We start from the raw sequence: 23,843 nt of genomic DNA on the forward strand, positions 1-23,843 counted from the left end.
CGAGGAAGCCCGAATGCCGGTATTGGAAAAAACCACGCTGATCAAGGGGCGTAGCTGTGCGGAGGTCTTCGATTTCTGCATGGAGGGGGTCAACTTCCCGAAAATCTTCCCTGAGCGCGTCACCCCGTTGGGCAACATCGACATCGCCGATCTGCGGATCGCCCAGGGGCGCCAGTTCCGCTTCCGGCACTGGATGCTCGGGTTCATTCCGGCCAACTGGACCGTGGCCATTCGCGAGGTCAAGGAGAACGAATACTTCATCGACGAGATGATCAAGGGGCCATTGAGCGCCTTCCGGCACGAGCATCGGGTCGCAGCGGCGGCTGGCGGCACGCTCTATACCGATCGGGTCACCTACAAGGCGATAGGCGGGGCATTGCTGGAGCGGTTGTTTGTGGATGCCTACATGGACCGCATCTTCGAAGCCCGTCATCGCAACATGCGACAACTACTGGATGCCTCATGATCTCGATTGAAGTAGTGAACACCGCCAAGCGCCTGAAGCAGTTCATCGAGCTGCCTTTCCGCTTGTACGCCGACGATCCGAAATGGGTGGCGCCCCTGCGCAGTGACATGAAGCGCATCCTGTCGCCACGCCATAACCCGTTCTTTCGCGAAGCGCAGATCGAGCATTTCCTGGCGGTGGACGGACAGGGCCAGGCGCAAGGCCGGATAAGCGTGAGTATCCATGCCGAGTACAACCAGCGTTTCGGCGACGAGCATGTGTTCTTCGGCTTTTTTGAGGTGACCCCTGACCCTGCCGTTGCGCGCGCGTTGTTCGAAGCGGTTGCCAATTGGGCCCGGGCTCGCGGCAAGTCCAGGTTGTTGGGGCCTTACAGTTACACCTCGACCCAGGACGCCGCGCTGCTGTTGGAAGACCTGGATGGACGTCCTCCGACGCTGCTGCAAACCTATAACCCGCTCTGGTACGCAGAGACCCTCAAGCAGGTAGGCTTCGACCTGGCGTTCACTTTCAGCACCTACGGTGTCGATGCCGAGCAGTATCGTGCGCGACGCAAGGCCAGCCGCAGCGAGAAAGTCCTGCCCGGCAGCCAGTTCAGTGTGCGCACGGCGACGCGGGCCGACCTCAAGTCCAACCTGGAAGAGATCCGCTGCCTGTTCAACAGCGCCTTCGCCGAAAACTACGAAGTCGCGCCGATCTCCCAGCCCAGCTTCAAGTTTCATATCGACAGCGTGAAAGCCTTCATCGACCTGGAAGGGATCAAGCTGATCGAGCTCGACGGCCGAGCGGTGGCGTTCTTTGTGATTCTGCCCGACCTGAATCAGATACTGAGCCAGCTCAAGGGCCACTTCGGTTTGTTCGATCTATTCAAGTTGGGACGCTACAAACGCAGCGTCAATGGGGCGGTCATCGCCTTGATCGGTGCCGATCCGTCGGTACAGGGGCGCGGTCTCGGGCGGTTGATTGGTGATGAAATCGTCCGCTATGCCGAACCGCGTTTCGAACGGGTGGACACCATGTGGATCGACGACCGCAACCCATCCAGCTACGTGCTGGCGCGCAACGTCGGGATGCGCCGGACCAAGCGCTATGGCGTTTTCGGACTCGATCTGGCTGAAGCAGCGCTCTGACCTGGAGTTGTAGACGAAATGGATATCCCTTTGATTTCCTTGACTGGGCTGAAAAAATTCTACCCCAGTGGCGATGAACGCAGCCTGGTGCTCAACAGCATCAACCTGGACATTTCCCGTGCCAGCATGACCGTGATCCGGGGTATATCCGGATCGGGCAAAACCACGCTTCTCAACATACTCGGCGGCCTGGATCGAGCCGACGAGGGCCAGGTGCGCGTGGGAGACGCGAGCCTGGACAGCATGGACTTCAAGGCCTTGACCCGGTTCCGGGCCGAGCGCGTGGGGTTCATCTTCCAGTTCCACAACCTGATCCCGACGTTGACGGTCAAGGAGAACGTGTTGACCGGGCTTGAGCCGATCCGTTCGGTCACGCCACGGGACCATGCGCGTGCCGAGGAGTACCTGCATAAGGTCGGGCTGCATGAGCATGCCGAGAAGTTTCCTTCCAAGCTGTCGGGCGGGCAGCAGCAGCGGGTGGCGATCGCGAGGGCGCTGATCAAGGAACCGCAATTGATTCTTGCGGACGAGCCCACCGGCAGCCTGGATGAAGAGACCGGGATGCGGGTGTTCGAACTGTTGCGCCAGATGCAGGAAGAGAAGCAGATCACCGTGGTGATCGTCACGCACAACCCCGGTCTGGGGCAGCATGCCGATCATGTCTACGAGATGCGCTCGGGCAATCTGCACAGGGCCGACTCATGAACATGCTGGTGCGGCATGTGCTTCGCTCGGTTCTGGTGATTCGCTATCGGTTGCTGACCATTGCGCTGATCTGTGCCTCGACCTTTGGTGTGCTGGTGGGTGCCTACTCGGCCATCGACAGTTTGTTCAGCACCGTCGAGGACATCCAGTCCAACGCCGCCATGGCGGAGCTGGAGGTGATCTTTGCCCCCGATGACCTGATCAACCTGCCGGCGTTCGATGACATCGACGGCGTGACCGCCATTCATCATCGGTTGTTGATGCCCGGGCTGGCGCCCCTTGGTGGTGAGCAGCCGGTCGCCGGATTGATGGTCAGTGCGCCCGCGCAGGATTTCCTGGCGGTCAACCGCTTGAAGGTTCTGCAGGGGCGCCTGCCCGATGCCATGGAGACCACCGGGATCGCGCTGGAGCGAAACTGCGCGCAGTTCCATGGCAAGGGTGTGGGGGATCGTTTCAACTTCACCGCGGGCCGGGCTGAGTACCCGGTGGAGGTGATCGGGATTGTCGAAAGCCCCGAATACCTGGTTGCACCCCTCAACCCCAGCGTCTATGTGCCCAGCAACGGTTCGCTGTGCGTGCTGTTTGCCGACCAGGCGCTGATGCACCAGCAGTTGGGCTTCTCGGCCATCAACAGCCTGTTGTTCAGCCGGTCGCCGGACGCCTCGCTCGCGCAGGTCAAGCAGCGCATCACCGAGCGGGCGCAGTCACGCCTGGCGGTGGATTATGTGTTGCCACGCCAGGAGCAGTTCAGCCAGAAGTTCCTCGAGCTGGACCTCAACACCTTCAAGGTCTTCCTGCCCACGGTGGTGCTGATTTTTGCGTTGTCGTCGACCCTGGTGGTGTTCTTCCTCATGTATCAATGGGCCAAGGAAGAGCGCCCGCTGATCGCCATGTTCCTGACCCTGGGTTATAGCCGTCGACAGGTGGCCTGTGCCTATGGTTTGCCGGCACTGATGTTGATCGTTCTGGCGCTGGTCCTGGGTTGTGGCTTCGCGCTGTTCGACATGTATGCGTTCGGCTTGAACTACGCGCGAGCCATCGGCATGCCCGAGCCGCAGCTGATGTTCAAGCCACCTTATCTGTGGCGAGCCGGCCTGTTGCTGTGCGGTACCGTTGCGTTGGGCATGTACCTGCCCATGCGCTCCATCCTCAGTATCACGCCCATGGACGCCTTGCGTGACGTCGGCGCCGGTCAGGAGCAAACCCTGGCGCTGCGCCTGGTGGCGTGCCTGCGACACATTGGCGGACCTTTCTGGTTCCGCTATTCGTTGCGCAACCTGCTGCGCAGTTGGCGCATCAGCCTGGTGACGGTCCTGGCCATGTCAGCGAGTATCGCGATCACCATCGCGTTCTACATTTCCCTGACGTCGATGGAGCGCACCGCCATCAGTAACGTGGAACGTGACAACTGGAGCCGCGTGGTCGACCTGGACGTGGCCTGGTGGGATGAGGACATCGCCCGTCTCAACGGCCTGGCGCCCGGCAGTCGCTGGTCGACCTTCGTCAAGGGCGGTGCCCAGGTCAGCGGCCAGGGCCAACTGGACAACGCCAGCCTGCTGGGTATCGAGCCGGCGGACGGTGTGCGTCACGTGAACCTCATGGAAGGCCGGATGCTGTTGGACGGCGACCTGGAAGCCCTGGTGATCGAGCGTCGTATCGCCATTGCACAGGGTGTTGGCCCGGGCGACCGGCTGACCCTCAAGGTGCGCGGCAATCTCTATCCGGCCAAGGTCGTCGGGGTGTTTTCCGGGGCGCTGCCGGGCGAAATCATCACCACTCGACGTTTCGCCCAGCGCATGTTGGCCCTCGATGAACAATTCACCGGCGCCTACCTGGTCGACGCGGGAAGCAGCGGCCTGGACGACGCCGCGATCTATGCCTTGCCGGGCGTGGTACGGGTAACGTCCAAGCAGAACATTGTCGCGTCCATTCTCGAAATCAGCTCGCACATCTGGGTGATCATCCATATCTCGGCGCTGATGAGCATCGCCATCGCCCTGTTGTTCGCGATCACCAGCATGAACTTCAGCATCGTGGGGCGGCGCGGGGAGTACGGTGTGCTGCGGATCCTCGGTTTCAGCGACCGCAGTGTGTCGCTGATCATGCTCTGTGAAACCCTGAGCATTGCCGTGGTCGCGGGCGTTGTCGCCATCCCCCTGGGGTATGGCCTTGGCGCCGTCCTCAACCATCGCTTGACCGATGTCTGGTTCAAGATCAACACCGACCCTGCCTTCAGCGATTTCTGGCGAGTCATCCTGCCAGCGTTGGTGATCATTCCCTTTGCGGCGATGCCTGCCATTCGCCACGTATTCCGCATCCCGGCGGTCGACACTCTCAAGCTCAGGAACTTCGGATGAACCACAAGCTGCCTGTTACTTTTTCCCTGTTGATGATGTGCATCGGCTCAGCCCATGCCGACGATGCGCTGTCTGTCATGCGCGATTCCGATCGCCGCATGAAAGCGGCGGATGAAAGAGTCGATTACCGCATGGAATTGCTGGAAGGCGAGCGGTTGACGTTCACCCGCCAGCTCAGCCGGCTGGACAAGCGAATGAGCGATCGCACCGGGACCTTGGTGCGCTTTACCGCTCCGGCAGCCGTGAAGAACGTTGCGCTACTGATCGAAGACAGCGGCAAGGCCATCAACGATATCTGGTCCTACACCCCGTCGACCAAAAGCCTGCGGCGCCTGGCGGGGTCGCAAAAGCAGAATTGGTTCATGGGCACGGACTTCACCTACGAGGATTTTGAAGACTACAAGCTGGACAGTTATCAGTTCACCAGCCTCGCGTCTCCCGAGCCTTGCCTGAGCTGGCCGGCCTGTCGGCGCATCGAGGCGAAGGCAAAGAGCGAAGAGGCGGACGTGTCCGGTTATTCGCGCAAGGTCTACTACCTCGAGGAAGCCAGTCGCTACCCGGTGCAGGTGGACTATTTCGATCGCCAGGGCGTGCTGGTCAAACAGCTGAAGACCGAGGGCCTGCAAGTCGTCGATGGCTTCAGCAGGCCGACGGTGCAGACCATGCACAACCTGGCTGCGAACAAGAGCACACGCCTGATCGTCGAGAAGGTCAGCATCAATCTCGGCGTCGCTGACGCTGAGTTCACCCAACGTGCATTGCGCACTGAACACTGATCCCGGGTAGTCATTTATGTCGACGCAATCGCTGCAAGCACTGGTATTGGAGCTACTGGCCAGCACCCTGGAACTGGATATCACGGAGATGGACGTCCAACTGAGCGTGGAAGAGCTGGGGCTCGACTCGCTGGACGTGTTGAAGCTGACTTACGCGATTGAAAAGCGCTTTGGCGTCAATCTCTCTGCCTACAGCCATACCGACATCAGTTCAGTGCATCGCCTGGTGGAAATACTCGCCGAACAGCTGGCCACCCAGCGAGCCGTTTCATGAATGCCGTCGTCATCACCGGGGTTGGCTGCGTTTCGCCTTTCGGCGTCGGCCGCCAGGCTTTATGGGACGGTCTGGCCCAGGGGCGTGGTGCGATTGGCCCGGTGCCAAGTCTGAGCGAGGCGGTCGGTGCCGCCTGCAACGCCGGCGCGGCTCCCGAGGACGCCCTGGTCGGCCGGTTCAGTGCCAACGAGTTGCTGCTGTTGGACCGGGCCAGCCAGTTCGCCTTGCTGGCTGCCGCCGAGGCCGTGGACATGGCCGCGATCGACCTGGCACAGGTTGATCCGACGCGCTGTGCGGTCTACATGGGCACGGCGGTGGGCGGCAGCGAGTCGCTGCACAACGCTTACCTGGATCTCTACCAGGCCCGCAGTTCCACCCTGGCGCCCTGGACCGTGCCACGGGTCATGGCAAACGCCGCCGCCAGCCACCTGAGCCTCAAGTACGGCTTCAAAGGGCCCGCCCTGACGATCAGCACGGCATGCGCGTCTTCGACCCAGGCGATTGGCGAGGCTTATCGCCTCCTGCGCCACGGTGATGCCGACCTGGTCATGGCGGGGGGCACGGACGCCTGTCTCAACGCACTGGTGTGGAAAGCCTGGGAGGCCTTGCGGGCGATGGCCCCGGATACCTGCCGACCGTTTTCCTCCGGTCGCCGGGGCATGGTGCTGGGGGAGGGCGGCGGTGTCCTGGTCATGGAAACCCTGGCCCACGCCCAGGCCCGGGGGGCACCGATCCTGGCCCAGGTATTGGGCTATGGCGTCAACAGCGACGCCGGCGACTTGCTCAAGCCTTCTGTAGACGGCCCGGCACAGGCGATGCGCCAGGCCATTGCGGACAGCCGGCTGCCCGCCGAGACGTTCGGCTATATCAACGCCCATGGAACCGGCACGTTGCTCAACGACCGTTGCGAGACCGCGGCGATCAAGCAGGTTTTTGGCAGCCACGCATCGCAGCTGTGCGTCTCCTCGGTGAAATCGGCCATCGGTCACCTGATGGGAGCTGCGGGTGTGGTGGAGTTGATTGGCGGCCTGATGGGCTCGATGCAGGGGCAGATTCCCGGCACCCTCAACTACCTGGGCCGCGATGCGGAATGTGACCTGGATTATGTGACCGAGGGCACACGCCAGGCGAATGTCCAGGCCTGGCTGAAAAACTCCTTCGCGTTTGGGGGGCTCAACGTTTCCTTGGCGCTGGCCACGGGGTCGTGTCGATGATTCTGGTCACGGGAGCCAGTGGGTGCCTGGGCAGTCATATCGTGCGCAGGTTGCTGGAGCAGGGGGAAGCGGTGGCGGTGCTGGTGCTGCCGGAGGACCCGGCACCGGCGCTGGCGGGCTTGCGTGAACGCCTGGACTGGTGTGAGGGCGATCTGCTGGATCCGGCGAGTCTTGTCCCGGCACTCCGTGGCGTTACCAGGATCTATCACGCCGCCGGCCTGGCCTTGCCCTATGAGAGCGAGCGCCAACGGATGTTCGCGGTGAATGTGCAGGGAACGGTCAATTTATTGCAGGCCGCCCGCACTGCCGGTGTCGGCCGCATCCTGCATGTGTCGTCCATTGCCGCCGTGGGGTACCCGGCCCGGCAAGCGGATGAAACCATGGCCTATAACGGCGACGCGTTTCGCCTGGCCTATATGCACAGCAAGCGTGAGGCCGAGGAACAGGTACGCCGTTTCTGCGCCGAAGGCATGGACATCGTGATTGCCTGCCCGTCGGCAGTCATTGCCTCCCACTGCGATGTGCTGCACGGCTGGGGCAAGGTCATGCTCGATCTCCAGTACCGGCGTCTGCCGTTCATTCCGCCCGGCGGCATCGCCGTTATCGGTGCGCGGGACCTGGTCGAGGGGCTGCAGGCCGTCATGGACCGCGGGCAGCGTGGCGAGCGCTACATCCTCAGCGCCCACAACATCAGTTACCGCGAACTCTTCAGCTGCATGGCGGATGCGCTGAGCGTCAAGGCGCCACGCTGGCGACCCCGGTCACTGGCCTGGATCGTCGCCTTGCTGCGCCCGTTGGATCTGCTGATTGGCCGGGTCCCGCTGCGGCTATCGGCTGACGTGGTGGCCTTGTTGGGCCGACAGGTCCATTACCGAACCGACAAGGCCCGGCAGCAATTGGGTTTTGTTCCCAGCCAGTCGCTGGAAGATCTGGTGCACGAGACGGCCCATTGGTTGACCCGTCTACAGGAGCGTGAGCGTTGAACGAAAGGATGATGCCCGAGGTGGGTGTCCTGGCCGATACACCGGCGGTGGTGCAGTTGAATGCCTGGCTGCGGAACTGGGCCAAGCGCCTGGATTTCCGCTTGGTGGACGAGCGTCGTTGCCTGCCGCCGCATTGGGTATTGGCGTTGGGCAACAAAGGCTTGCTGGGCATGCAGGTGGCCGAACGCGACGGTGGCCTGTTGGGGTTATCGAATTTCGAACTGCTGCGGGTTCAGCGTCAGTTGGGAGCGATTGACCTGACGCTGGCCTTTTTCGTGGGGCTCAACAACGGGCTGGGCATTCGACCGATCCAGCGTTTTGGCTCGCCGGCCATGAAAGAGCGCTATTTACCGCAATTGGCCAGCGGACGAATACTCGCCGCGTTTGCGCTGACCGAACACGGCGCGGGCTCCAATCCTCTCGGCCTGTCGGCGACGGCCCGGCGGGAGAGGGAGGGTTTCAGGGTGGACGGGACCAAGTCCTGGTCGGGGTCAGCCGCCTGGGCGGGGGTGATCTCGGTATTCACCCGGCATCTCGATGAACAGGGGCGCGACTGCGGTTTCGTCGGCTTGTGTCTGGATGCCGAGCAACCAGGCATGCGCCAGGGCAGCGAGGCGCTGACCCTGGGGCTTAAAGGCATGGTGCAGAATCAAGTGCATTTCGACGCCGCGCTGGTGGACGCGGACCGGGTGCTGGGCAGTCCGTTCGCCGGCATGGCCGTGGCCAGCGACACCATGGCCTATGGGCGCCTGGGCATCGCGGCCACTTGTGTCGGCGGGCTATGGCGGTGTCTGCAACTGATGATGCGTTACAGCACCCGGCGCAGTTTGGGCAGTCACCGGCTTTGGGACCACCAGCACACGCAACGGGTCGTGGACGATGCGCTGTGTGCCGCGACCGCGATTGGCGGTTGGGTCGATGATCTCGCGCTTCGCCTGGACCAGGGCCTGCCCGAGGCGCCGCCGCAGGTGTTGGCGGCGGTCAAATGGATGGCCAGCGAGATGCTCGGTGAAGTCAGTGACGCCGCCTTGCAGATGCTCGGTGCGCGGGGTTACTGCGACAACAATCCCATTGGCCGGTTATGGCGCGACGCGCGCATTACCCGTCTGTTCGAAGGGCCGTCGGAAACGCTGGCAACTTTTATCGGCCAGCGGGTGCAGGAGCAGCCTGTCGCGACGCTGGATTACCTGGAGCAAACGACGCCCGGGAAGATCGCCGCCCAGCGACTGCGGCAATGGCTGGCCGACGCGGGACCGATGGAACGCCTATCGGCTGGCACGCTCCGCCTGGGGGAATGCGTGGCTTGGCTGATGCTCTACGCCCAACCGTTGGATGAGTCACCCAGGCAATGGGTCGAATTCCGCCTGGAACAGGCGCTGCACACCTGGGAGCGGGTCCGTTCACCGGTGCGGGCCATGCCCGGACTGGCTGAGTGGATCAATGCCAACGCAGGCCTGTGCGATGAGCCCCAGCCCGGTGAAGACAGCACCATCGATCCTCTGCTCATGTCACGGGAAGGCCTATGAAAAGCACCGCATTGAAGGCCGGGCTGGCAATGAGTCTGCTCAGCAGTGCCTGCCAGGGTGCCGCGCTGGAGGCCTTGGATATCAATGGCCGCCTGGAAACCCGGCAAGCACTGACGCGCGAGGGCGAATGGGGCCTCAACGAGTACTCGGCCCTGCTGGGCGGCAGTTGGCAGGACGACTCGGGCTGGCGATACAAGGTGCAAGTCCGGGCGCTGCAGGAAAACCAACTCGACGGCGACTATCACGAAGTGGAACCGCGTGAGTTGTTCGCCGAGTACCAGGGTGACCGTTGCACCAATACGTTGGGTGTACAACAAGTGGTCTGGGGCAGCGCCGATCGCCTGCGGGTCCTGGATGTGATTCATGCGTTCGACCGACGCGAAGGCTATTTTGGCGACTATGTCCAGCAGCGTCGGCCACTGGCGATGCTCAACAGCGAGTGTTCGGTGTTCGAGGATCAATCGCTACAGTTGCTGGTGATCCCACAGACGCGCAAGGACCTGCTGCCCGATGCCGGCTCACCCTTCGCCGAGCCCAGCGTCGGGAATGCCTTGGCGGGCATCCCCCGTACCGAGGCGGACGACCCGGACTGGCGCAAGCCCGCCGACTGGACACCGGCCCTGAAATGGAGCGGCAACCTTCAGGGCATCGACTACTCATTGAATGCCTGGCATGGATGGCAAACGGAGGAGAGCTACACCGCGCGCTTGTCCCAGACCGGCCTGAGTTATCGTGAGTCGCTGAAACGCCGCACCCTGTTCGGCGGTTCGTTCGCCATGCCGGTAGGCCCCGTGGTATTCAAGGGGGAGGCGGCGTTGGTTCCCGACGCGTACCGCTATTCGAGGGCGCCGACCGGTGTGCTGGAACTTGAAAAAAACCGCCAGCAACAACTGCTGTTGGGGGTCGATTACCTCAGCGGCGATTGGTTCTTCGGCATGCAGTACTACAACCTCTGGAAAGACGAGGTGAAGGACGCCGTCGATCAGGATCGCTCTGAAATCGTCAGCCTGGCGATCCGGCGGGAGATGTGGCAGGGCCGGCTTTACCTGACGGGCTACCTGGCCCAGGACCTGCGCAATTCTGCGCAATACGCTGCCCTGGAGATGCGTTACGACCTCGATGCCCATTGGCAGTTGCGCACCGGCTTGGACCTATTCGATGGCGACCGGCAGAGCTTCGGGTATTTCGACGAGCAAAGCCGGTGGGTGAATGCGGTGCGTTATTCGTTCTGAGTTTACGCAAAGTCTTGCAGGAGTGATTCACTTCGATGCCTCTGCAAGTTGAACCACTCCCATGCGGATCAAATAGGCTTCAAGCTCCGCTGTCCGGTCTGCGGCAAAGATCGCGCCGACATATCCGTCCGGACGGATCAACACGCATTCGTCTGGCGTCACTTCGTAGCCATCGCGCAAGTGTCCCCAGGTATCGATGAGATCACCTTTCGGGCCGATGGAGTACACGCGCAGGCCCGGTCGTGATCCCAGTGTCTCAAGCTTCGCCTCGTGGACGAGCAGCGTCCAATGGGGTCCTTGAAACAACTGGAACAGCCGCGACGATTGACCCGCCGCGCCTTGGACCCTGGCATCCGGGGCGCGGTCCCCGGCGCGAATTCCAGCTTGGCGTTCGGGCCGTTCCCAGGCGAGCGGTGAGTCCGGGTAACCGATATCGAGTTGGTGCACCTCGCGACCGCGGCGCATTCCGCCCCGTTCCCGGGCATTGAGCAAGCGTGTCGAAAGGCCAAGCACCGACTCGGCCACTGGGCGACGCTCGACCTCGTAAGTATCGAGCAATTCTTCGCCTGCCCCCTTCAACACGGCCGCCAGCTTCCAGCCCAGGTTGTAGGCGTCCTGCACGCTGGTGTTCAGCCCTTGTCCGCCAGTGGGTGGGTGTACGTGAGCGGCATCGCCGACCAGGAATACCCGGCCCACGCGGTAGTGCTCGGCCAACCGGGCATTCATTTGGTAATCCGATGCCCAGGAGACTGAGTGGACGATCAGGTCTGTACGTCCCGTGCGTTCAGCGGCGAGAGCGGTCAGTCCTTCGGCAGAAAGGTCGGCCGGCGCATCTGGCGGGATTGGTGCCTGGATCTGGAAGAGGTCGGTACCGGCAAGCGGACAGATTGCGAACATGCGCGCCATGTCACCGTCGTTGAATTGGTGCCAGGCGTCGCGCTCCAGCCCGGTCAGCACGACATCGGCAACAATGGCGCGTACGCCCAGGGTCTTGCCGGGAAAATCCACACCGAGGGTTTTTCTCACAAAACTGCGCCCACCATCCGAACCGATCAGATAGCGGGCCCGAAGCAGTTCCTCGCCCGCCGGTCCGGCGATGCGCGCGGTGACGCCGTTGTCGTCCTGCTCGAAGCCCAGCAATTTCTGGTTGAAAACCACTTGATGACCCAGCTCGTTCAACCGCTCGCGCATGATCTTTTCCGTCACGCATTGGGCAATCATCAATGGCCGTTGATAGGGCTCGGCCGGGGTGGGAACGGTCTGCTCGGCCATGTCCGAATCGAGATAGCTGCCGTCGTCACGGTAGACCCGCTGGCGGGGATAGGGCCCACCGGCCGCCGTCATCCGGTCGAGGATGCCCAGGTCCTCGAAGATCTCCTGTGTCCGTGGCTGGATGCCCTTGCCCCGCGAGCCCGGGAACGGTGTCGCCAGCTTCTCGATCAGCCGGAACGAGACGCCGCGTCGCGCCAGCTCGATGGCAAGGGTAAGGCCGGCGGTGCCGGCGCCGCAGATCAAGACATCGAGCATTGGTTGATTTGTCATGGCAGCTCCAATATGTGTAGGATGCACGTAATAGGAGCCATGCTATGCCATCGATGAAAAAGGTGCAAGATACACATATTTCCGAGCAGTTGAAGGTGCTGCATGGCGCGATGATCAGTCTCGTCAGTGCAATGAACCGGCCGCAGAACGACGAGAGAATGATCGAGGAGGCCGGCATCCGGCTCGACCGGGCGTTGTTCTTCGTGCTTGTGGGCATCGAGCGATTGGGGCCAATCGGTGTGGTGGATCTGGCTGAGCGTTCGGGACGCGACTACACCACCATCAGTCGTCAGGTAGCCAAGCTCGAAAGCCTGGGCCTGGTGACGCGCCGGGCAAGTCCCGCCGATCGCCGCGTGCGCGAAGCAGTCATTGCGCCGGCGGGAAAGGCGATGACGGATCGAATCGATGCTGCGCGTGAGCGGATGGGGCGTGCGGTCTTCAAGGATTGGGACGGGGAGGAGTTCGAGACATTCGTCAGGCTGATGCGCAAGTTTGCCGATGGCCTGGAGAAGGAACTGTCCGTGGACGCTTGACCTGACCTCAATCAGCGTCCTGCACAGCACCGCGGATAAGCGCCGCGAGCGCTTGAGTCACCTCGTCCTTGCCATGCCGACCCCGCATCAAGGCTCCCGCAAGCGCCTCTCCCGCACCGACCAGGCCGGTACAACGGCGTTCCAGTTCGGTCGCGGGCAGCGCGGTGTGAGGCTTGAGCACACTGATGAACATTTGCACGCAGTTATCCAGCAGCTCCTGGAACACCGCGGCTTTTTCGTTGCTTCCCGCCAGCGCCGCACCGACCGCAAAGAACTCGTCGGTGTTGTCTGCCGCGCATTGGATATAGGCACTGGCGAGCACCTGCGCGGTTTCTTCCAGGGGCCGCTCGCTTCCTGCCATCGCATCACGGAACGCGCTGACCCGCTCGGTATCGATCCATCTGTAAAGCTCGATCAGCAGCCCCGATCGGGTGCCGAAATGATCGTAGACCACCGGTTTGGATACGCCCGCGCGCACCGCCAGATGCCCCAGGGTCAAGCGGTCGGCGCCTTCCTCGCGCACGATCAATAACGCGGTGTCCAGCAATTGCCGCCGCCGTTCGGCTTTTGAAAGTCGGCGAGAAGGGGACGGGCTCGGGGACTCGATGTCGGTTTGCACTTCGTCGCTCCAGGGTCAAAAAACCTACCAATGGTAGGTAGCGCGGTGTATGTTCGGGTTGACTCTTCCTACTAAGAGTAGGTTACGTTTCCAACGCAAGGAGAACATACCATGTCTGTTGATCCTATCTTGTTCATGGGCGGTTCTGGCGCCATTGGCCATCATACTGCCCAGGCGCTGCGCGCCGCCCATCCCGGCGTACCGCTGCTGATCGGTGGCCGCGATCTGGCAAAGGCCCAACGGGCCGCAGAACAGCTCGGCAACGCCCGGGGCGTACTGATCGATGCCGGCGCTGACGACCTGGGGCTCGGCGATCGCGCTGTCAGCGGCGTCGTGGTTTTCTACATGGACCACGCGCTTGCGGGACTGCGTTACGCGCAAAGACGTGGCGTGCCGCACCTCAGCATATCGTCCGGCATTTTCGAGATCGCACCGGAAATCGCGACGTACATGCACCGGCCCGATGCCGCGCCCATCGTCCTCGGATACGAATGGATGGCCGGCGCCACGACGGTGGCGACGCTGAGGGTGGCCGAGGCTTTCAGCCGCGTGCACGACATCAGGATCGGTGCATTGGTCGACGAACAGGACACTGGAGGTCCGACGGTCGCGACTGACTTCGAACACCTGAACAGGATGCTCCCAGCCGCGATGACTCGGCGCGAGGGGGTGTATGTCTGGCGGGAAGGGGAGGAGAACAAGGTCCGTTTCCGCGCGGTGGACGGCAGGGACATCGAAGCCGGCGGGTTTTCCTCCATCGACGTCGTCGGATTGGCGGCTGCCACGGGCGCGCCCAATGTCCAATTTGACATGGCCATCGGGCTGAGCTCGACCCGACGCCAGGGTGGACCCATGTCGACAGAGATCATCATCGAACTGGCCGGCGAGGATCAGAAGGGCAAGGCGCTGCGTACACGCCACGGGCTGACCCACCCGGCGGGCACCGCACCGCTGACGGGCCTCAGCGTCGCGTTGCTCCTTGAGCGACTGCTCGGCCTGGACGGACAACCACCTACTGCGCCGGGTCTCTATTTTCCCTATCAATTGCTGAACGCGGCGACGTATCTACAACGCCTGGAACAGGAGGGAGGCGTGTTGCGCGAGCTGGCAGTGGAATGATTCGGTCTCCTGGCGACAGATGAGCCGCCTTCGCGAGCAGGCTCGCTCCCACATGGGATCGGTGAAGTGTCCGACATTTGTGTATCGACACCGGACCCCTGTGGGACGCTCGGACGAGCGCTTAGCGGTCTACCCGTTGATGGCGAAGGTGGCTGTGCTGACGGCCTCGCGAGCAAGCTCGCTCCCACAAAGAGCTATCGGTGCTGCCTCATAGCCACCGAGGTGTGGTGAAGAACGAGGCCATTTCCGAGCGGGCCAGTGCCGAGCCGAAGTAGGGGCCCTGGACATGGTCGCAGGCGACGTTGCGCAGTTGCCTGAATTGCCGGGCGTTTTCGATGCCTTCGGCGGTGACCATCAGTCCCACGCTGCGGCTCAGGCGGATCATTGCCAGGACGCCTTCCTGATCGTGCTCCAGGCCCAGCTGCGAAAGGATATTGCGGTCGAAGCGGATGCCGTCGAACGGTTGGTTCAGGACTTCGCGCAGGGAGGCGATGTTGGTGCCGAACTTGTCGATGTTGATCCGCACCCCCAGATCCTTGAGGGCATGCAGGGTGCTGGCGACGGTCTTGTGGTCGACCAGCAGAATGCCCTCGGCCACTTCCAGGATCAGTCGATGGGGGGCCAGGTTGCTCGTCTCGAGGGACGTCTGTACCTGGTTGAGCAAGAAGCTGCTGCCGAACCATTTCGGCGACACCGCGATGGAGACGTTGACGGGCGTTGGCCAGCTTGCCGCTTCCTCACAGACGTTGATCAACATCCATGTCCCCAATTCCTCCAACTGGCCTGACGCTTCGGCAACCGGAATGAAGTCGGAGCCACCCAGTTCACCCTTCTCGGGATGGTGCCAGAACGCCTGGGCTTCAAAGCCGTACAACTGCTCGGCGTCGACATCGAAACGTGGCAGATAACGCAGTTCCAGCTGGTCCCGGTGCATGGCGTCGCGCAGCTGCTGTTCATAGCGCCGGCGATCCCGGGCCACGTTGCCCATGGCTTCCACGTAGACGCGCCAGGTGTTGCGACCGGCTGCCTTGGCCGCATACAAGGCGATGTCTGCCTGGCGCAACAGCTCATCGGCGCGGCTGTCACCGGGTTGCGCCCAAGCCACGCCAATACTCACACCCAGGTACAGGGTGTTGCCGTCCAGATGCATGGGGCGCTGCATGCAATCGATCAGGCGTCCACAGAGTTGATCGAGATCGTGGGCACTGCCTGGTTCGGGCATGACAATGACAAATTCGTCGCCGCCCAGACGAGCCACCAGGTCGGACTCACGCACGTTCTGTTGAAGGATATGGGCCACTTCCTTCAGTACTTTGTCGCCCACCGCATGGCCCAGGGAGTCATTGACCGGCTTGAAGCGGTCCATGTCCAGGTTCAGCACCACCAACGACCCGCCGTTGGTCGGGTCCAGGTGTTCACTGAGGCAATCGAACAGCCGGTTGCGGTTGGCCAGCCCGGTCAGCGGATCGTGCAGGGAGAGGTGCTTGATCTGCGCCAATGCCCGCAACTCATCGGTGATATCGGTGGCGGTGCCGCGGAACCCCAGGGCGCCGGCGTCGATGGCCCGGACCGAGATTTTGCAGGTGCGGATGCGTTGATTGCGGGCGGTGTATTCGCACAGCAGCGAATTCGAGGACGTGTTGTTGGCGCCGCCGAGCAACCACTGGGCAATGGAAATCGACCCGCCGTGGGGATGTAGCAGCCGATGCAGGGGCTTGCCCAGCCACTCGGAGGGACTGAATCCGGTCACTTGCTCGAAGCGTTCCGACAGGTAGGTCAATGTCCCGGCCGAGTCGACTTCCCACAGCCAGTCGGAGGACACCTCAGCGATGTCGCGGAAGCGTTCTTCGCTACGCTCCAGCGCCTTGCGATGGGCCAACAGGCTGTCGTACTGGTGTTCCTGGGCCCGAAGCATCATCAGGGCATGCCGCAACACGGCGAGGGCCAGGATCCCCAGGATCAGCAGCGCCAGGACCAGCAAGGGCAGGAGTACCTTGCGCAGATCGTTGCCCGGGGTCGGCGGTCGCCAGGCCAGGGCCTCGTGGATGTTGTCGCCAAGCGACAATTCGGCCGTTCCGTCCGGGCCCGGCTTATGAGCGATGTAGGCATCGGGAAGCGCAAAGTCCCGGGCCAGATTCTCCAGCGAAGCCGGGTCGAGGACTTTCACGAACAGCATCAGGCTGGCCGGTCCCGGGATCTCGCGCACGCTGTTGTCGGTGCCGGTGGTGATGGCCGACGCGGCGACGAACGCGGGTGCGCCGTCGTGATGCAGCAACTTGACGATGACTTCGTCACGGTTTTCCGCTGTACGGGCGGTCTTTCCCAGGCCTTGCAGGTCTCCCGTCAGCCAGGTGCTGGCATCGGCGTCGCTCATTTCGCCGTTGATCACCGAGTAAACGGTTTTGCCCTTGGGGGAAATGACGAACACGGCCTGGTAACCGTAGAGCGAATAAACGCTGCTGCCGACATTTTCCTGGTCGTAGGCCCAGGCTTTATCCACCTTTACATGCAGGTGGCGGTAAGCGTCGCTCCATTTGGAATAGTCGCTCAGGTCGCGACCGATACCCGTGCGGATGCCGTCGATGGCCCGTTGGGCAAAAAACAGACTCTGTTCCCGGGCACGCTTGTCCTGGGCCCCGGTGATGTTGAGCAAAACGGCAATCGCCAGCGCGGACATGACAAACAGCAGGAGCATGATGGCCGGGAAGGTGCGACGGGTGAAACTTCGGGTTGGCTTGCCCGGGGAAAGCTCGGTGGAGTCGTTGCCTGCATCTTCGGTCATAAACAAGTCATCAGCTAAACGCGAAATATCCCGCACGCTCCTGTATCGGCTGCCAGGCCATTAACTTAACTGGCCTGACATCCGATAACTTGATAAGTCGGTCAGGTATCGATGCTTACGCTCGATGACTGTCAGTAACGCCTATTCTTTATCCTTGCGATGGCCCGGCAACAAGGCCCCCAGGACCTGTTTGGCGGTTTCCACCACGATGCCGCGCTCGTTCGGGTCCCCCTGGAGCAGGGTCGAGGCGAACTTTTTCGCTTGTTCCAGTTTGATATGGGGCGGCAGGGGCGGCACGTCGGGGTCGGTCCGGAATTCGATCAGGACCGGGCGTTCGGCCGCCAGCGCTTCCTCCCAGGCCGCAGCGACCTGATCTTCCTGCTCGACGAGGATGCCCTTCAGACCAATGGACTCGGCGAAAAGGTGATAGGGCACGTCCGGTATGTCCTGGGACGCCTCGAATTTCGGGTCGCCCTCCATCACGCGTTGTTCCCAGGTCACCTGGTTCAAATCCTGGTTGTTGAACACCGCGCAGATCCAGGTGCCATTGGCCCAGGTGCGCCAGTATTTGGCGACGGTGATCAACTCGGCCATGTTGTTCATTTGCATCGCGCCGTCACCGACCAGGGCGATGACCGGCCGCTGGGGATGACAGAATTTCGCTGCAATCGCATAGGGCACCGCGGCGCCCATGGACGCCAGGCCACCCGACAACGAACACATCATGCCGCGACGGATCTGGATATCCCGGGCAAACCAGTTGGCGCAGGAGCCCGAGTCGCAGGTGATGATGGCGTGATCCGGCAAGCGGGGTGACAGCTCGAACGTGACTCGTTGCGGATTGATCGGCTTGGCCGAGACCAAGGCGCGTTTTTCCAGGGTCTTGTCCCAGTCTGCTCGCCAGTGCTCGATTTTCTTGCGCCAGGCGCGGTCGGTCCTTTCCTCGATCAGCGGCAGGAGGGCGCGCAGGGTGTCGGCGCAGTCGCCTTGCAGGTTGACCTCCATGGGGTAACGCAGGCTGAGCATGTCCGGTTGAATATCGATCTGTACCCCGCGGGCCTGGCCTTCGGGCGGAAGGAACTCGGCATAGGGGAAACCGGAGCCGATCATCAACAGCGTGTCGCAGCCGGCCATCAGGTTATCGCTGGGTTCGGTGCCCAGCAGGCCGATGGAACCGGTGACCCAGGGCAGGTCATCCGGCACCGCGGCTTTGCCCAGCAGCGCCTTGGCCACGCCGGCCCCGAGTTTTTCGGCGATGGCGATCACTTCGTCGGTCGCCTGCAGCGCACCGGCGCCCACGAGGATGGCGACTTTCTTGCCGGCGTTGAGGACCTCGGCGGCCTGGCGCAGATCTTCTTCGTAGGGTACGACCCTGGGTTTACGGTAGCCGACGCCGGAGTGAACGGTGCCGTGCTTGCGCGGCGGCGGGGTGTATTCCATTTCCTGCAGGTCATTGGGCAGGATCAGCGCGGTGACACGTCGCTCGCCCACGGCGGTGCGGACGGCGCGGTCGAGCAGATGGCGCACCTGGGACGGTGTGCTGGCCTGCTGGACGAACGCCCCCGCCACATCCTTGAACAGGCTGACCAGATCCAGCTCCTGCTGATAATGCCCGCCGAGGGCGGCGCGGGCCTGCTGGCCGCTGATGGCGAGCACCGGCATGTGATCCATCCGGGCGTCGTAGAGGCCCGTCACCAAGTGCGATGCACCCGGCCCCGAGGTGGCGATGCACACCCCCAGCTCGCCGGTGAACTTGGCGTGGGCACAGGCCATGAACGCGGCCATTTCCTCATGGCGTGCCTGGATGAAGCGGATCTTTCCATTGGCACGGTTCAAGGCGCCGAAAACGCCATTGATGCCATCGCCCGGATAGCCATAAATACAGCGAACGCCCCATTCATAAAGGCGTTCCACCAGAAAATCACCGACGGTCATGCTCATGTCTGTCCCTCATTGCTGGGCCGCAGCCGCTTTGGGCGGCGTGCAGCGTTGGATGGCTACACAGGACTGGACCGACGCAAGTCTTCCAAGGTTTCGATTTTTTGAGGGTGGGGCAATGGACGGTTGGCGCTCAGGGTATCCGAGACACCGCCGAAACCTGTGGGAGCGAGCTTGCTCGCGATGACGGCTGCAGATCCGATATTGATGCAAGCTGACCCAGCGCAATCGCGAGCAGGCTCGCTCCCACAGGTTTCGGGGGTCGTCACAAAAAATAGTGACACTACAAGTCCCTTGTGGGAGCGAGCCTGCTCGCGATTGCGGTTGGCCGGTCAGCCTGGAGTCAACGGCCGGGCGAGGTGTCGCGGGGCAGACGCAGTTCGGCGCAGAGGCCGCCGCCTTCGCGGTTGCTCAAGGTCAGCGAGCCGCCCATGGCCGTCGCCAATTGCTGGGCGATGGCCAGTCCCAGTCCGGTCCCACCGGTTTCACGGTTGCGAGAGCTTTCCACCCGGTAGAACGGCTTGAGCACTTCGGCCAGTTCCTGCTCGTTGATGCCGGGCCCGTGGTCCAGGACCTGGATCGCCAGTTGGCCATCGTTCTCGGCCTGCACCTCGATGCGCGCCGCGCCACCGAACTTCAGCGCGTTGTCCACCAGGTTCACCAGCACCCGGCGCAAGGCATGGGGCCGGGTGTCGATGACGGCGGCGTTCTTTCCGGACAGTTGCACATCCTGCCCGGTGTCCTGGTAATCGAACACCAGGCTGTCGAGGAATGCATCCAGGCTGATGCGGCAGCTGGCCTCGGTGGCGCCGTGGATGCTGCGGGCGTAGGCCACGCCTTCGCGCACCAGGTGTTCCATTTCACCCAGGTCGCTCCAGAGTTTGTCCTTCTCGATGCCCTCGTCCATGAACTCCGCCCGCAGCTTCATGCGGGTGATGGGGGTCTGCAGATCGTGGGAGATCGCCGCCAGCAACTGCATGCGCTCCTTCAAATACGCGGCGATACGGTCCTGCATGGCATTGAACGCCTTGGCGGCATGCACCACCTCGGTCGGGCCCTGTTCATCCAGGCGCACGCTGTGGGCGTTCGGGTCGAGGGTTTCCACGGCCTGGGCCAGCCGGGTCAGCGGGCCGACGGCGATGCGCACGGCAAGCCAGGTGCAGCCGATCAGCAACGCCAACTGCCCCAGCAATACCGCCGGCAGCCAGGGGGAGAGGGGCATCATGGCTGGACGGACGTCGATGGTCAGCGGACTGCCGTCGCTCAGGCGCAGGTGCGCCTGGTAATGCTTCTGCGGTCCCGGAATGTCGATAAAGGTCAGGGGATAGGCCTCGCCGATGGCATCTTCGATCGAACTCACCGAGATCGGCGCGTCGTCACGGGCTATCGGCTGGCCGGGTTGTCCTTCATTCAGCAGGTAACCGTAGTTGCGCCGGGTGAGCTTGGGCAGCCAGTCCGGGCGTTCGGTGGCGGGCAGGCGATCCAGGATGGCGACGGAGGTCGAGACATCGGTTTCCAGGTTGCCGAGCATGGTGGACTTGGCGGTCTGATAGCGTTCGTAGTACTGGACGCCGAACGACAGCCCCTGGGCCAGGATCAGGCCGATCAGGAAAATCAGCGACAGCCGCGAGGCGAGGGTGCGCGGCCACCGTAGCGGCAGACTCATGTCGCAGCCTCGAGGATTTCCACCGGCAAGGAGAAGACATAGCCTTCGCTGCGCACAGTCTTGATGTAGGCCGGCTCGCGGGCGTCATCCAGCAGACGCTGGCGCAGGCGGCTGACCAGCAGGTCGATGGAGCGGTCGAACAGATCCGCATCCCGGCCCTGGGTCAGGTTCAGCAGTTGGTCGCGGTTGAGCACCCGCTGCGGATGGTCGAGGAACACCCGCAACAACCGGTATTCCGCGCCGCTCAGGGCAACCATGGTGCCGTCGCTGTCCAGCAGGTGTCGCGCCGTGGTGTCCAGGCGCCAGCGACCGAACGCTAGCAGACGGCCGCTTTCGGTGACCACCAGGTTGGGTGGCAGCATGCGGGTGCGGCGCAACACCGCGTTGATCCGGGCCAGTAGCTCACGGGCGGCGAAGGGTTTGACCAGATAATCGTCGGCGCCCATTTCCAGGCCGATGATGCGGTCGGTTTCGTCGTTGCGAGCGGTGAGCATCAGCACCGGCGTGTTCTTGTGCTTGCCGGCGCGCAGTTCCCGGCACAGGACCAGGCCGTCATCGCCCGGCATCATCAGGTCCAGCACGATCAGGTCCACCGGCGTGGTTTCCAGGAAGGCGCGCATCTGCCGGCCATCGGCGACGACGGTGGTGCGCAAGCCGTTCTTCTTCAGGTAGTTGCCCACCAGTTCTCTGATTTCGCGATCGTCATCCACTATCAGCACGTGATCGACATGATCCATGGTGTCCAGCCCTCTTGGCGTTTCGTTGTGATCAGAATACAGGGGCCGGCGGGCCCGGCTCGCGACGGTTTGTATTGCAGTGTATCTGGCGCCCGGCGGATACACAGCGATGCAAAAAGCCCCTGGTTCGATACAGGCGCGATACCTCAGCGGCATTCAATGGCATCCAACGAGGCAACACACCCGGCCTCGACAGCAAACACACCCATTGAATGAATCGAGGACACCGCCATGAACACCAAAGCCATCTACGCCGCCTGCCTGTTCGCCGCGCTGAACATCTGCACTCTGTCGGCCCGGGCCGAAAGCAACGTCCAGACGCAGACCTATGCCTACGGCAGCCACCTGGACATCCAGAAAGTGCTCTCGGTGTCCGAAGACAGCGGTCCTGCCTGCGGCGTGGTCAATGCCCACATGACTTATCTGGATTCGGCCGGGCATCGCCAGGCGCTGGACTATCGCAAGTTGGCTGACAACTGCAACAACGAGAACTGAAAGTTAAACATTAATAGTGTTATGTAAATGATTGTTTTAAATAAATATTTATCGTTAAGTCTGGTCCGGCCTGACTGACTGACCATGAGGTGATGCCATGCTTCTGATCGCTTTTCTCGGCGGGATCCTGACGATCCTCAGCCCTTGTATTCTTCCCGTGGTGCCGTTTCTGTTCGCCCGGGCCAATCGTACCGCCGGTTCGATGCTGCTGACGCTCGGTGGCATGGTCCTGACCTTCGCCCTGGTATCGAGCCTGGCGGTGGTCAGCAGCGACTGGGTACTGCGTGCCAGCAGCGTGGGTCGGCAGGTCGCCCTGGGCGTGATGGTACTGTTCGCCTTGTCGCTGATCTTCAGTCGGGTTGGCATCTGGTTGGCGCGACCATTGGTCAGCCTGGGCAATCGCGTCGATGCGGGCGCCGGGCGACTGGGTGGGCCGTTGGCCTCGGTGTTGATCGGCGTTGCCACCGGGTTGCTCTGGGCGCCCTGTGCCGGGCCGATACTCGGAGTGATCCTGACCGGCGCCATGCTGCAGGGCGCCAGCGCCGGAACCAGCCTGTTGCTGCTGGCCTACGGCCTGGGCAGTGCCTTGTCCCTGGGAACTTTGATCTTCGCCGGACGTGGCTTGGCCGCACGGCTGAAGCTCTCGCTGCCGGTGACCGCCTGGTTGCGCCGTGGCAGCGGTGTGGTGGTGTTGCTGGCCGCCGTGGCCATTGCTACTGGCGCCGATGATCGACTGCTGGCCAGTACCTCTTCCCAAGGGGCCGCGAGCCTGGAGCAGAGCGTGCTGGAAAAGGTCCCCCAGGCCATCGACTACGTGGTCAGCAAGGCCAGCGCCAACCCGATGCCGAATCTCGAGTCCCAGGGCGCCATGCCTTCCCTGGACGGTGCGGTGCAATGGTTGAACTCGCCGCCGCTGAGCAGCGAATCGCTGAAGGGCAAGGTGGTGCTGGTGGATTTCTGGACCTACGACTGCATCAACTGCCAGCACACGCTGCCCTATGTGAACGACTGGGCCAAGAAGTATGAGAAGGACGGTCTGGTGGTGATCGGCGTGCACACCCCGGAATACGGCTACGAGAAGATCATCGACAACGTGCGCCAGCAGGTTCGCAAGCTGGACATCAACTACCCGGTGGCCATCGACAACCAGTACGCGATCTGGCGCGCCTTCAACAACCAGTACTGGCCGGCGCACTATTTCATCGATGCCAAGGGGCAGGTGCGCTACAGCCACTTCGGTGAAGGTCGCTACGGCGAGCAGGAGCAGGTGATCCAACAGTTGCTGCAGGAGGCCAAGGCGAGCCAGTAAAGCTGTGGCGAAGGGCCAGTCGAGTACTGGCCCCTCGTTCGTTTGAAGGTTGTCAAACTTCTTTTATTTCAGAAAGTTGGACGACAAACCTATGCGATTTTCTATGTGGGGCGCGGCCATGTGGGTCGTAGCGACAACTCTCCTGGCCAGCGTCTCGCTCGACACCCAGGCCCGGGCGCTGACGCAAAACCAGCAGTCCATATGCCGCTGGGGGGCGGACATCGCGGCAGGCGCGCAAGCTTCAAAACTCGCCGGTGTCTCCCTTTATGGCGCCCGAAAAAAGCTGCAAGTGCGCAAGTTTCCCCGGCCGTGGATGCGCATGACCGCCCTGGGCATCACCGAGCAGACCTACGACAGCGCCTCCCGCCTCAAGCCCGCCGCAGTCAAGCAGACCTACTACGAGCAATGCGTGCGTCACGAGTTGGCGCGCCGCTAGTCAGTCG

Annotated in this window: 21 protein-coding genes; 15 read left to right on the forward strand and 6 right to left on the reverse strand. The window is 62.5% G+C overall.

Features of this window, described 5'->3' with window-relative positions:
- Positions 1 to 13 precede the first annotated feature (13 nt).
- The 10 genes from N005_RS20750 to N005_RS20795 are packed head-to-tail and all read left to right on the forward strand — an operon-like array spanning position 14 to position 10,660.
- Entirely contained in the window at positions 14 to 466 is a 453-nt protein-coding gene (locus N005_RS20750; protein ID WP_047702902.1) for an SRPBCC family protein, read from the forward strand.
- Positions 463 to 1,593: a hypothetical protein gene (locus N005_RS20755; protein WP_047702903.1), complete on the forward strand. Its 1,131-nt coding sequence runs from the start codon at positions 463 to 465 to the stop codon at positions 1,591 to 1,593. The genes N005_RS20750 and N005_RS20755 overlap by 4 nt, the downstream gene beginning before the upstream one ends.
- An 18-nt stretch (positions 1,594 to 1,611) precedes the next feature.
- Positions 1,612 to 2,298, forward strand: coding sequence for an ABC transporter ATP-binding protein (locus tag N005_RS20760; protein WP_047702904.1), 687 nt, complete (start codon positions 1,612 to 1,614; stop codon positions 2,296 to 2,298).
- The gene (locus tag N005_RS20765; RefSeq protein WP_081993305.1) at positions 2,295 to 4,655 is read left to right on the forward strand and encodes an ABC transporter permease; all 2,361 of its coding nucleotides are present in this window, start codon (positions 2,295 to 2,297) and stop codon (positions 4,653 to 4,655) included. Before N005_RS20760 ends, N005_RS20765 begins: the two co-directional genes overlap by 4 nt.
- Positions 4,652 to 5,431, forward strand: a complete 780-nt coding sequence (locus N005_RS20770) for an outer membrane lipoprotein-sorting protein (protein WP_047702906.1) — start codon at positions 4,652 to 4,654, stop codon at positions 5,429 to 5,431. The genes N005_RS20765 and N005_RS20770 overlap by 4 nt, the downstream gene beginning before the upstream one ends.
- 16 nt (positions 5,432 to 5,447) lie before the next feature.
- Positions 5,448 to 5,705 carry an acyl carrier protein gene (locus N005_RS20775; RefSeq protein ID WP_047702907.1) on the forward strand — a complete coding sequence of 86 codons (258 nt, stop codon included), beginning with the start codon at positions 5,448 to 5,450 and terminating at the stop codon, positions 5,703 to 5,705.
- Positions 5,702 to 6,919, forward strand: a complete 1,218-nt coding sequence (locus tag N005_RS20780) for a beta-ketoacyl-[acyl-carrier-protein] synthase family protein (protein ID WP_047702908.1) — start codon at positions 5,702 to 5,704, stop codon at positions 6,917 to 6,919. Before N005_RS20775 ends, N005_RS20780 begins: the two co-directional genes overlap by 4 nt.
- A complete protein-coding gene (locus N005_RS20785) occupies positions 6,916 to 7,902 on the forward strand; it encodes an SDR family NAD(P)-dependent oxidoreductase (protein WP_047702909.1) in 987 nt (328 codons plus the stop codon). The genes N005_RS20780 and N005_RS20785 overlap by 4 nt, the downstream gene beginning before the upstream one ends.
- Positions 7,899 to 9,428, forward strand: coding sequence for an acyl-CoA dehydrogenase family protein (locus N005_RS20790; RefSeq protein WP_052126423.1), 1,530 nt, complete (start codon positions 7,899 to 7,901; stop codon positions 9,426 to 9,428). The genes N005_RS20785 and N005_RS20790 overlap by 4 nt, the downstream gene beginning before the upstream one ends.
- Positions 9,425 to 10,660 carry a DUF1302 family protein gene (locus N005_RS20795; RefSeq protein WP_047702910.1) on the forward strand — a complete coding sequence of 412 codons (1,236 nt, stop codon included), beginning with the start codon at positions 9,425 to 9,427 and terminating at the stop codon, positions 10,658 to 10,660. The genes N005_RS20790 and N005_RS20795 overlap by 4 nt, the downstream gene beginning before the upstream one ends.
- A 27-nt stretch (positions 10,661 to 10,687) precedes the next feature.
- On the opposite strand, the gene N005_RS20800 is transcribed toward N005_RS20795, so the two are convergent.
- Positions 10,688 to 12,202, reverse strand: coding sequence for an FAD-dependent oxidoreductase (locus tag N005_RS20800; RefSeq protein ID WP_047702911.1), 1,515 nt, complete (start codon positions 12,200 to 12,202; stop codon positions 10,688 to 10,690).
- A gap of 44 nt (positions 12,203 to 12,246) precedes the next feature.
- Here N005_RS20800 and N005_RS20805 point away from each other — a divergent pair, with 44 nt between their 5' ends.
- A complete protein-coding gene (locus N005_RS20805; protein WP_047702912.1) occupies positions 12,247 to 12,735 on the forward strand; it encodes a MarR family winged helix-turn-helix transcriptional regulator in 489 nt (162 codons plus the stop codon).
- Positions 12,736 to 12,742: 7 nt separating this feature from the next.
- Here the strand turns inward: N005_RS20805 and N005_RS20810 are convergent, their stop codons facing one another.
- Positions 12,743 to 13,354, reverse strand: coding sequence for a TetR/AcrR family transcriptional regulator (locus N005_RS20810; RefSeq protein ID WP_174245315.1), 612 nt, complete (start codon positions 13,352 to 13,354; stop codon positions 12,743 to 12,745).
- 111 nt (positions 13,355 to 13,465) lie between these two features.
- On the opposite strand from N005_RS20810, the gene N005_RS20815 reads away from it, so the two are divergent.
- Positions 13,466 to 14,473 carry a saccharopine dehydrogenase gene (locus N005_RS20815; RefSeq protein WP_047702914.1) on the forward strand — a complete coding sequence of 336 codons (1,008 nt, stop codon included), beginning with the start codon at positions 13,466 to 13,468 and terminating at the stop codon, positions 14,471 to 14,473.
- A gap of 208 nt (positions 14,474 to 14,681) precedes the next feature.
- On the opposite strand, the gene N005_RS20820 is transcribed toward N005_RS20815, so the two are convergent.
- The 4 genes from N005_RS20820 to N005_RS20835 all read right to left on the reverse strand — a co-directional run bounded on the left by N005_RS20820 (position 14,682) and on the right by N005_RS20835 (position 21,596).
- A complete protein-coding gene (locus N005_RS20820) occupies positions 14,682 to 17,255 on the reverse strand; it encodes a bifunctional diguanylate cyclase/phosphodiesterase (protein ID WP_047702915.1) in 2,574 nt (857 codons plus the stop codon).
- Between the two features lie 141 nt (positions 17,256 to 17,396).
- Positions 17,397 to 19,196 carry a thiamine pyrophosphate-requiring protein gene (locus N005_RS20825; protein WP_047702916.1) on the reverse strand — a complete coding sequence of 600 codons (1,800 nt, stop codon included), beginning with the start codon at positions 19,194 to 19,196 and terminating at the stop codon, positions 17,397 to 17,399.
- Between the two features lie 340 nt (positions 19,197 to 19,536).
- On the reverse strand, positions 19,537 to 20,859 hold the full coding sequence (locus N005_RS20830; protein ID WP_047702917.1) for an ATP-binding protein: 1,323 nt from the start codon (positions 20,857 to 20,859) through the stop codon (positions 19,537 to 19,539).
- Positions 20,856 to 21,596 (reverse strand): response regulator, encoded by a 741-nt coding sequence (locus tag N005_RS20835; protein WP_047702918.1) that lies wholly within the window; start codon positions 21,594 to 21,596, stop codon positions 20,856 to 20,858. The genes N005_RS20830 and N005_RS20835 overlap by 4 nt, the downstream gene beginning before the upstream one ends.
- A gap of 231 nt (positions 21,597 to 21,827) precedes the next feature.
- On the opposite strand from N005_RS20835, the gene N005_RS20840 reads away from it, so the two are divergent.
- The 3 genes from N005_RS20840 (at position 21,828) to N005_RS20850 (ending at position 23,836) form a co-directional block, all read left to right on the forward strand.
- Entirely contained in the window at positions 21,828 to 22,091 is a 264-nt protein-coding gene (locus N005_RS20840; protein ID WP_047702919.1) for a DUF2790 domain-containing protein, read from the forward strand.
- A gap of 97 nt (positions 22,092 to 22,188) precedes the next feature.
- Positions 22,189 to 23,400, forward strand: a complete 1,212-nt coding sequence (locus tag N005_RS20845) for a cytochrome c biogenesis protein DipZ (protein ID WP_047702920.1) — start codon at positions 22,189 to 22,191, stop codon at positions 23,398 to 23,400.
- 118 nt (positions 23,401 to 23,518) lie between these two features.
- Complete coding sequence (locus N005_RS20850; RefSeq protein ID WP_047704072.1) at positions 23,519 to 23,836, forward strand: hypothetical protein; 318 nt, start codon at positions 23,519 to 23,521, stop codon at positions 23,834 to 23,836.
- Positions 23,837 to 23,843: the final 7 nt, after the last annotated feature.

The sequence above is a fragment of the Pseudomonas mediterranea CFBP 5447 genome (assembly GCF_000774145.1).
Taxonomy (GTDB): Bacteria; Pseudomonadota; Gammaproteobacteria; order Pseudomonadales; family Pseudomonadaceae; genus Aquipseudomonas; species Aquipseudomonas mediterranea.

Excerpts from the sequence above, each read along its gene's own strand:
- N005_RS20815 (WP_047702914.1), top strand. The coding sequence starts at position 13,466 with ATGTCTGTTGATCCTATCTTGTTCATGGGCGGTTCTGGCGCCATTGGC.
- N005_RS20750 (WP_047702902.1), top strand. The coding sequence starts at position 14 with ATGCCGGTATTGGAAAAAACCACGCTGATCAAGGGGCGTAGCTGTGCG.
- N005_RS20845 (WP_047702920.1), top strand. The coding sequence starts at position 22,189 with ATGCTTCTGATCGCTTTTCTCGGCGGGATCCTGACGATCCTCAGCCCT.
- N005_RS20805 (WP_047702912.1), top strand. The coding sequence starts at position 12,247 with ATGCCATCGATGAAAAAGGTGCAAGATACACATATTTCCGAGCAGTTG.
- N005_RS20795 (WP_047702910.1), top strand. The coding sequence starts at position 9,425 with ATGAAAAGCACCGCATTGAAGGCCGGGCTGGCAATGAGTCTGCTCAGC.
- N005_RS20770 (WP_047702906.1), top strand. The coding sequence starts at position 4,652 with ATGAACCACAAGCTGCCTGTTACTTTTTCCCTGTTGATGATGTGCATC.
- N005_RS20840 (WP_047702919.1), top strand. The coding sequence starts at position 21,828 with ATGAACACCAAAGCCATCTACGCCGCCTGCCTGTTCGCCGCGCTGAAC.
- N005_RS20820 (WP_047702915.1), bottom strand. The coding sequence starts at position 17,255 with ATGACCGAAGATGCAGGCAACGACTCCACCGAGCTTTCCCCGGGCAAG.
- N005_RS20800 (WP_047702911.1), bottom strand. The coding sequence starts at position 12,202 with ATGACAAATCAACCAATGCTCGATGTCTTGATCTGCGGCGCCGGCACC.
- N005_RS20755 (WP_047702903.1), top strand. The coding sequence starts at position 463 with ATGATCTCGATTGAAGTAGTGAACACCGCCAAGCGCCTGAAGCAGTTC.
- N005_RS20765 (WP_081993305.1), top strand. The coding sequence starts at position 2,295 with ATGAACATGCTGGTGCGGCATGTGCTTCGCTCGGTTCTGGTGATTCGC.
- N005_RS20835 (WP_047702918.1), bottom strand. The coding sequence starts at position 21,596 with ATGGATCATGTCGATCACGTGCTGATAGTGGATGACGATCGCGAAATC.
- N005_RS20785 (WP_047702909.1), top strand. The coding sequence starts at position 6,916 with ATGATTCTGGTCACGGGAGCCAGTGGGTGCCTGGGCAGTCATATCGTG.
- N005_RS20825 (WP_047702916.1), bottom strand. The coding sequence starts at position 19,196 with ATGAGCATGACCGTCGGTGATTTTCTGGTGGAACGCCTTTATGAATGG.
- N005_RS20830 (WP_047702917.1), bottom strand. The coding sequence starts at position 20,859 with ATGAGTCTGCCGCTACGGTGGCCGCGCACCCTCGCCTCGCGGCTGTCG.
- N005_RS20850 (WP_047704072.1), top strand. The coding sequence starts at position 23,519 with ATGTGGGTCGTAGCGACAACTCTCCTGGCCAGCGTCTCGCTCGACACC.
- N005_RS20780 (WP_047702908.1), top strand. The coding sequence starts at position 5,702 with ATGAATGCCGTCGTCATCACCGGGGTTGGCTGCGTTTCGCCTTTCGGC.
- N005_RS20775 (WP_047702907.1), top strand. The coding sequence starts at position 5,448 with ATGTCGACGCAATCGCTGCAAGCACTGGTATTGGAGCTACTGGCCAGC.
- N005_RS20760 (WP_047702904.1), top strand. The coding sequence starts at position 1,612 with ATGGATATCCCTTTGATTTCCTTGACTGGGCTGAAAAAATTCTACCCC.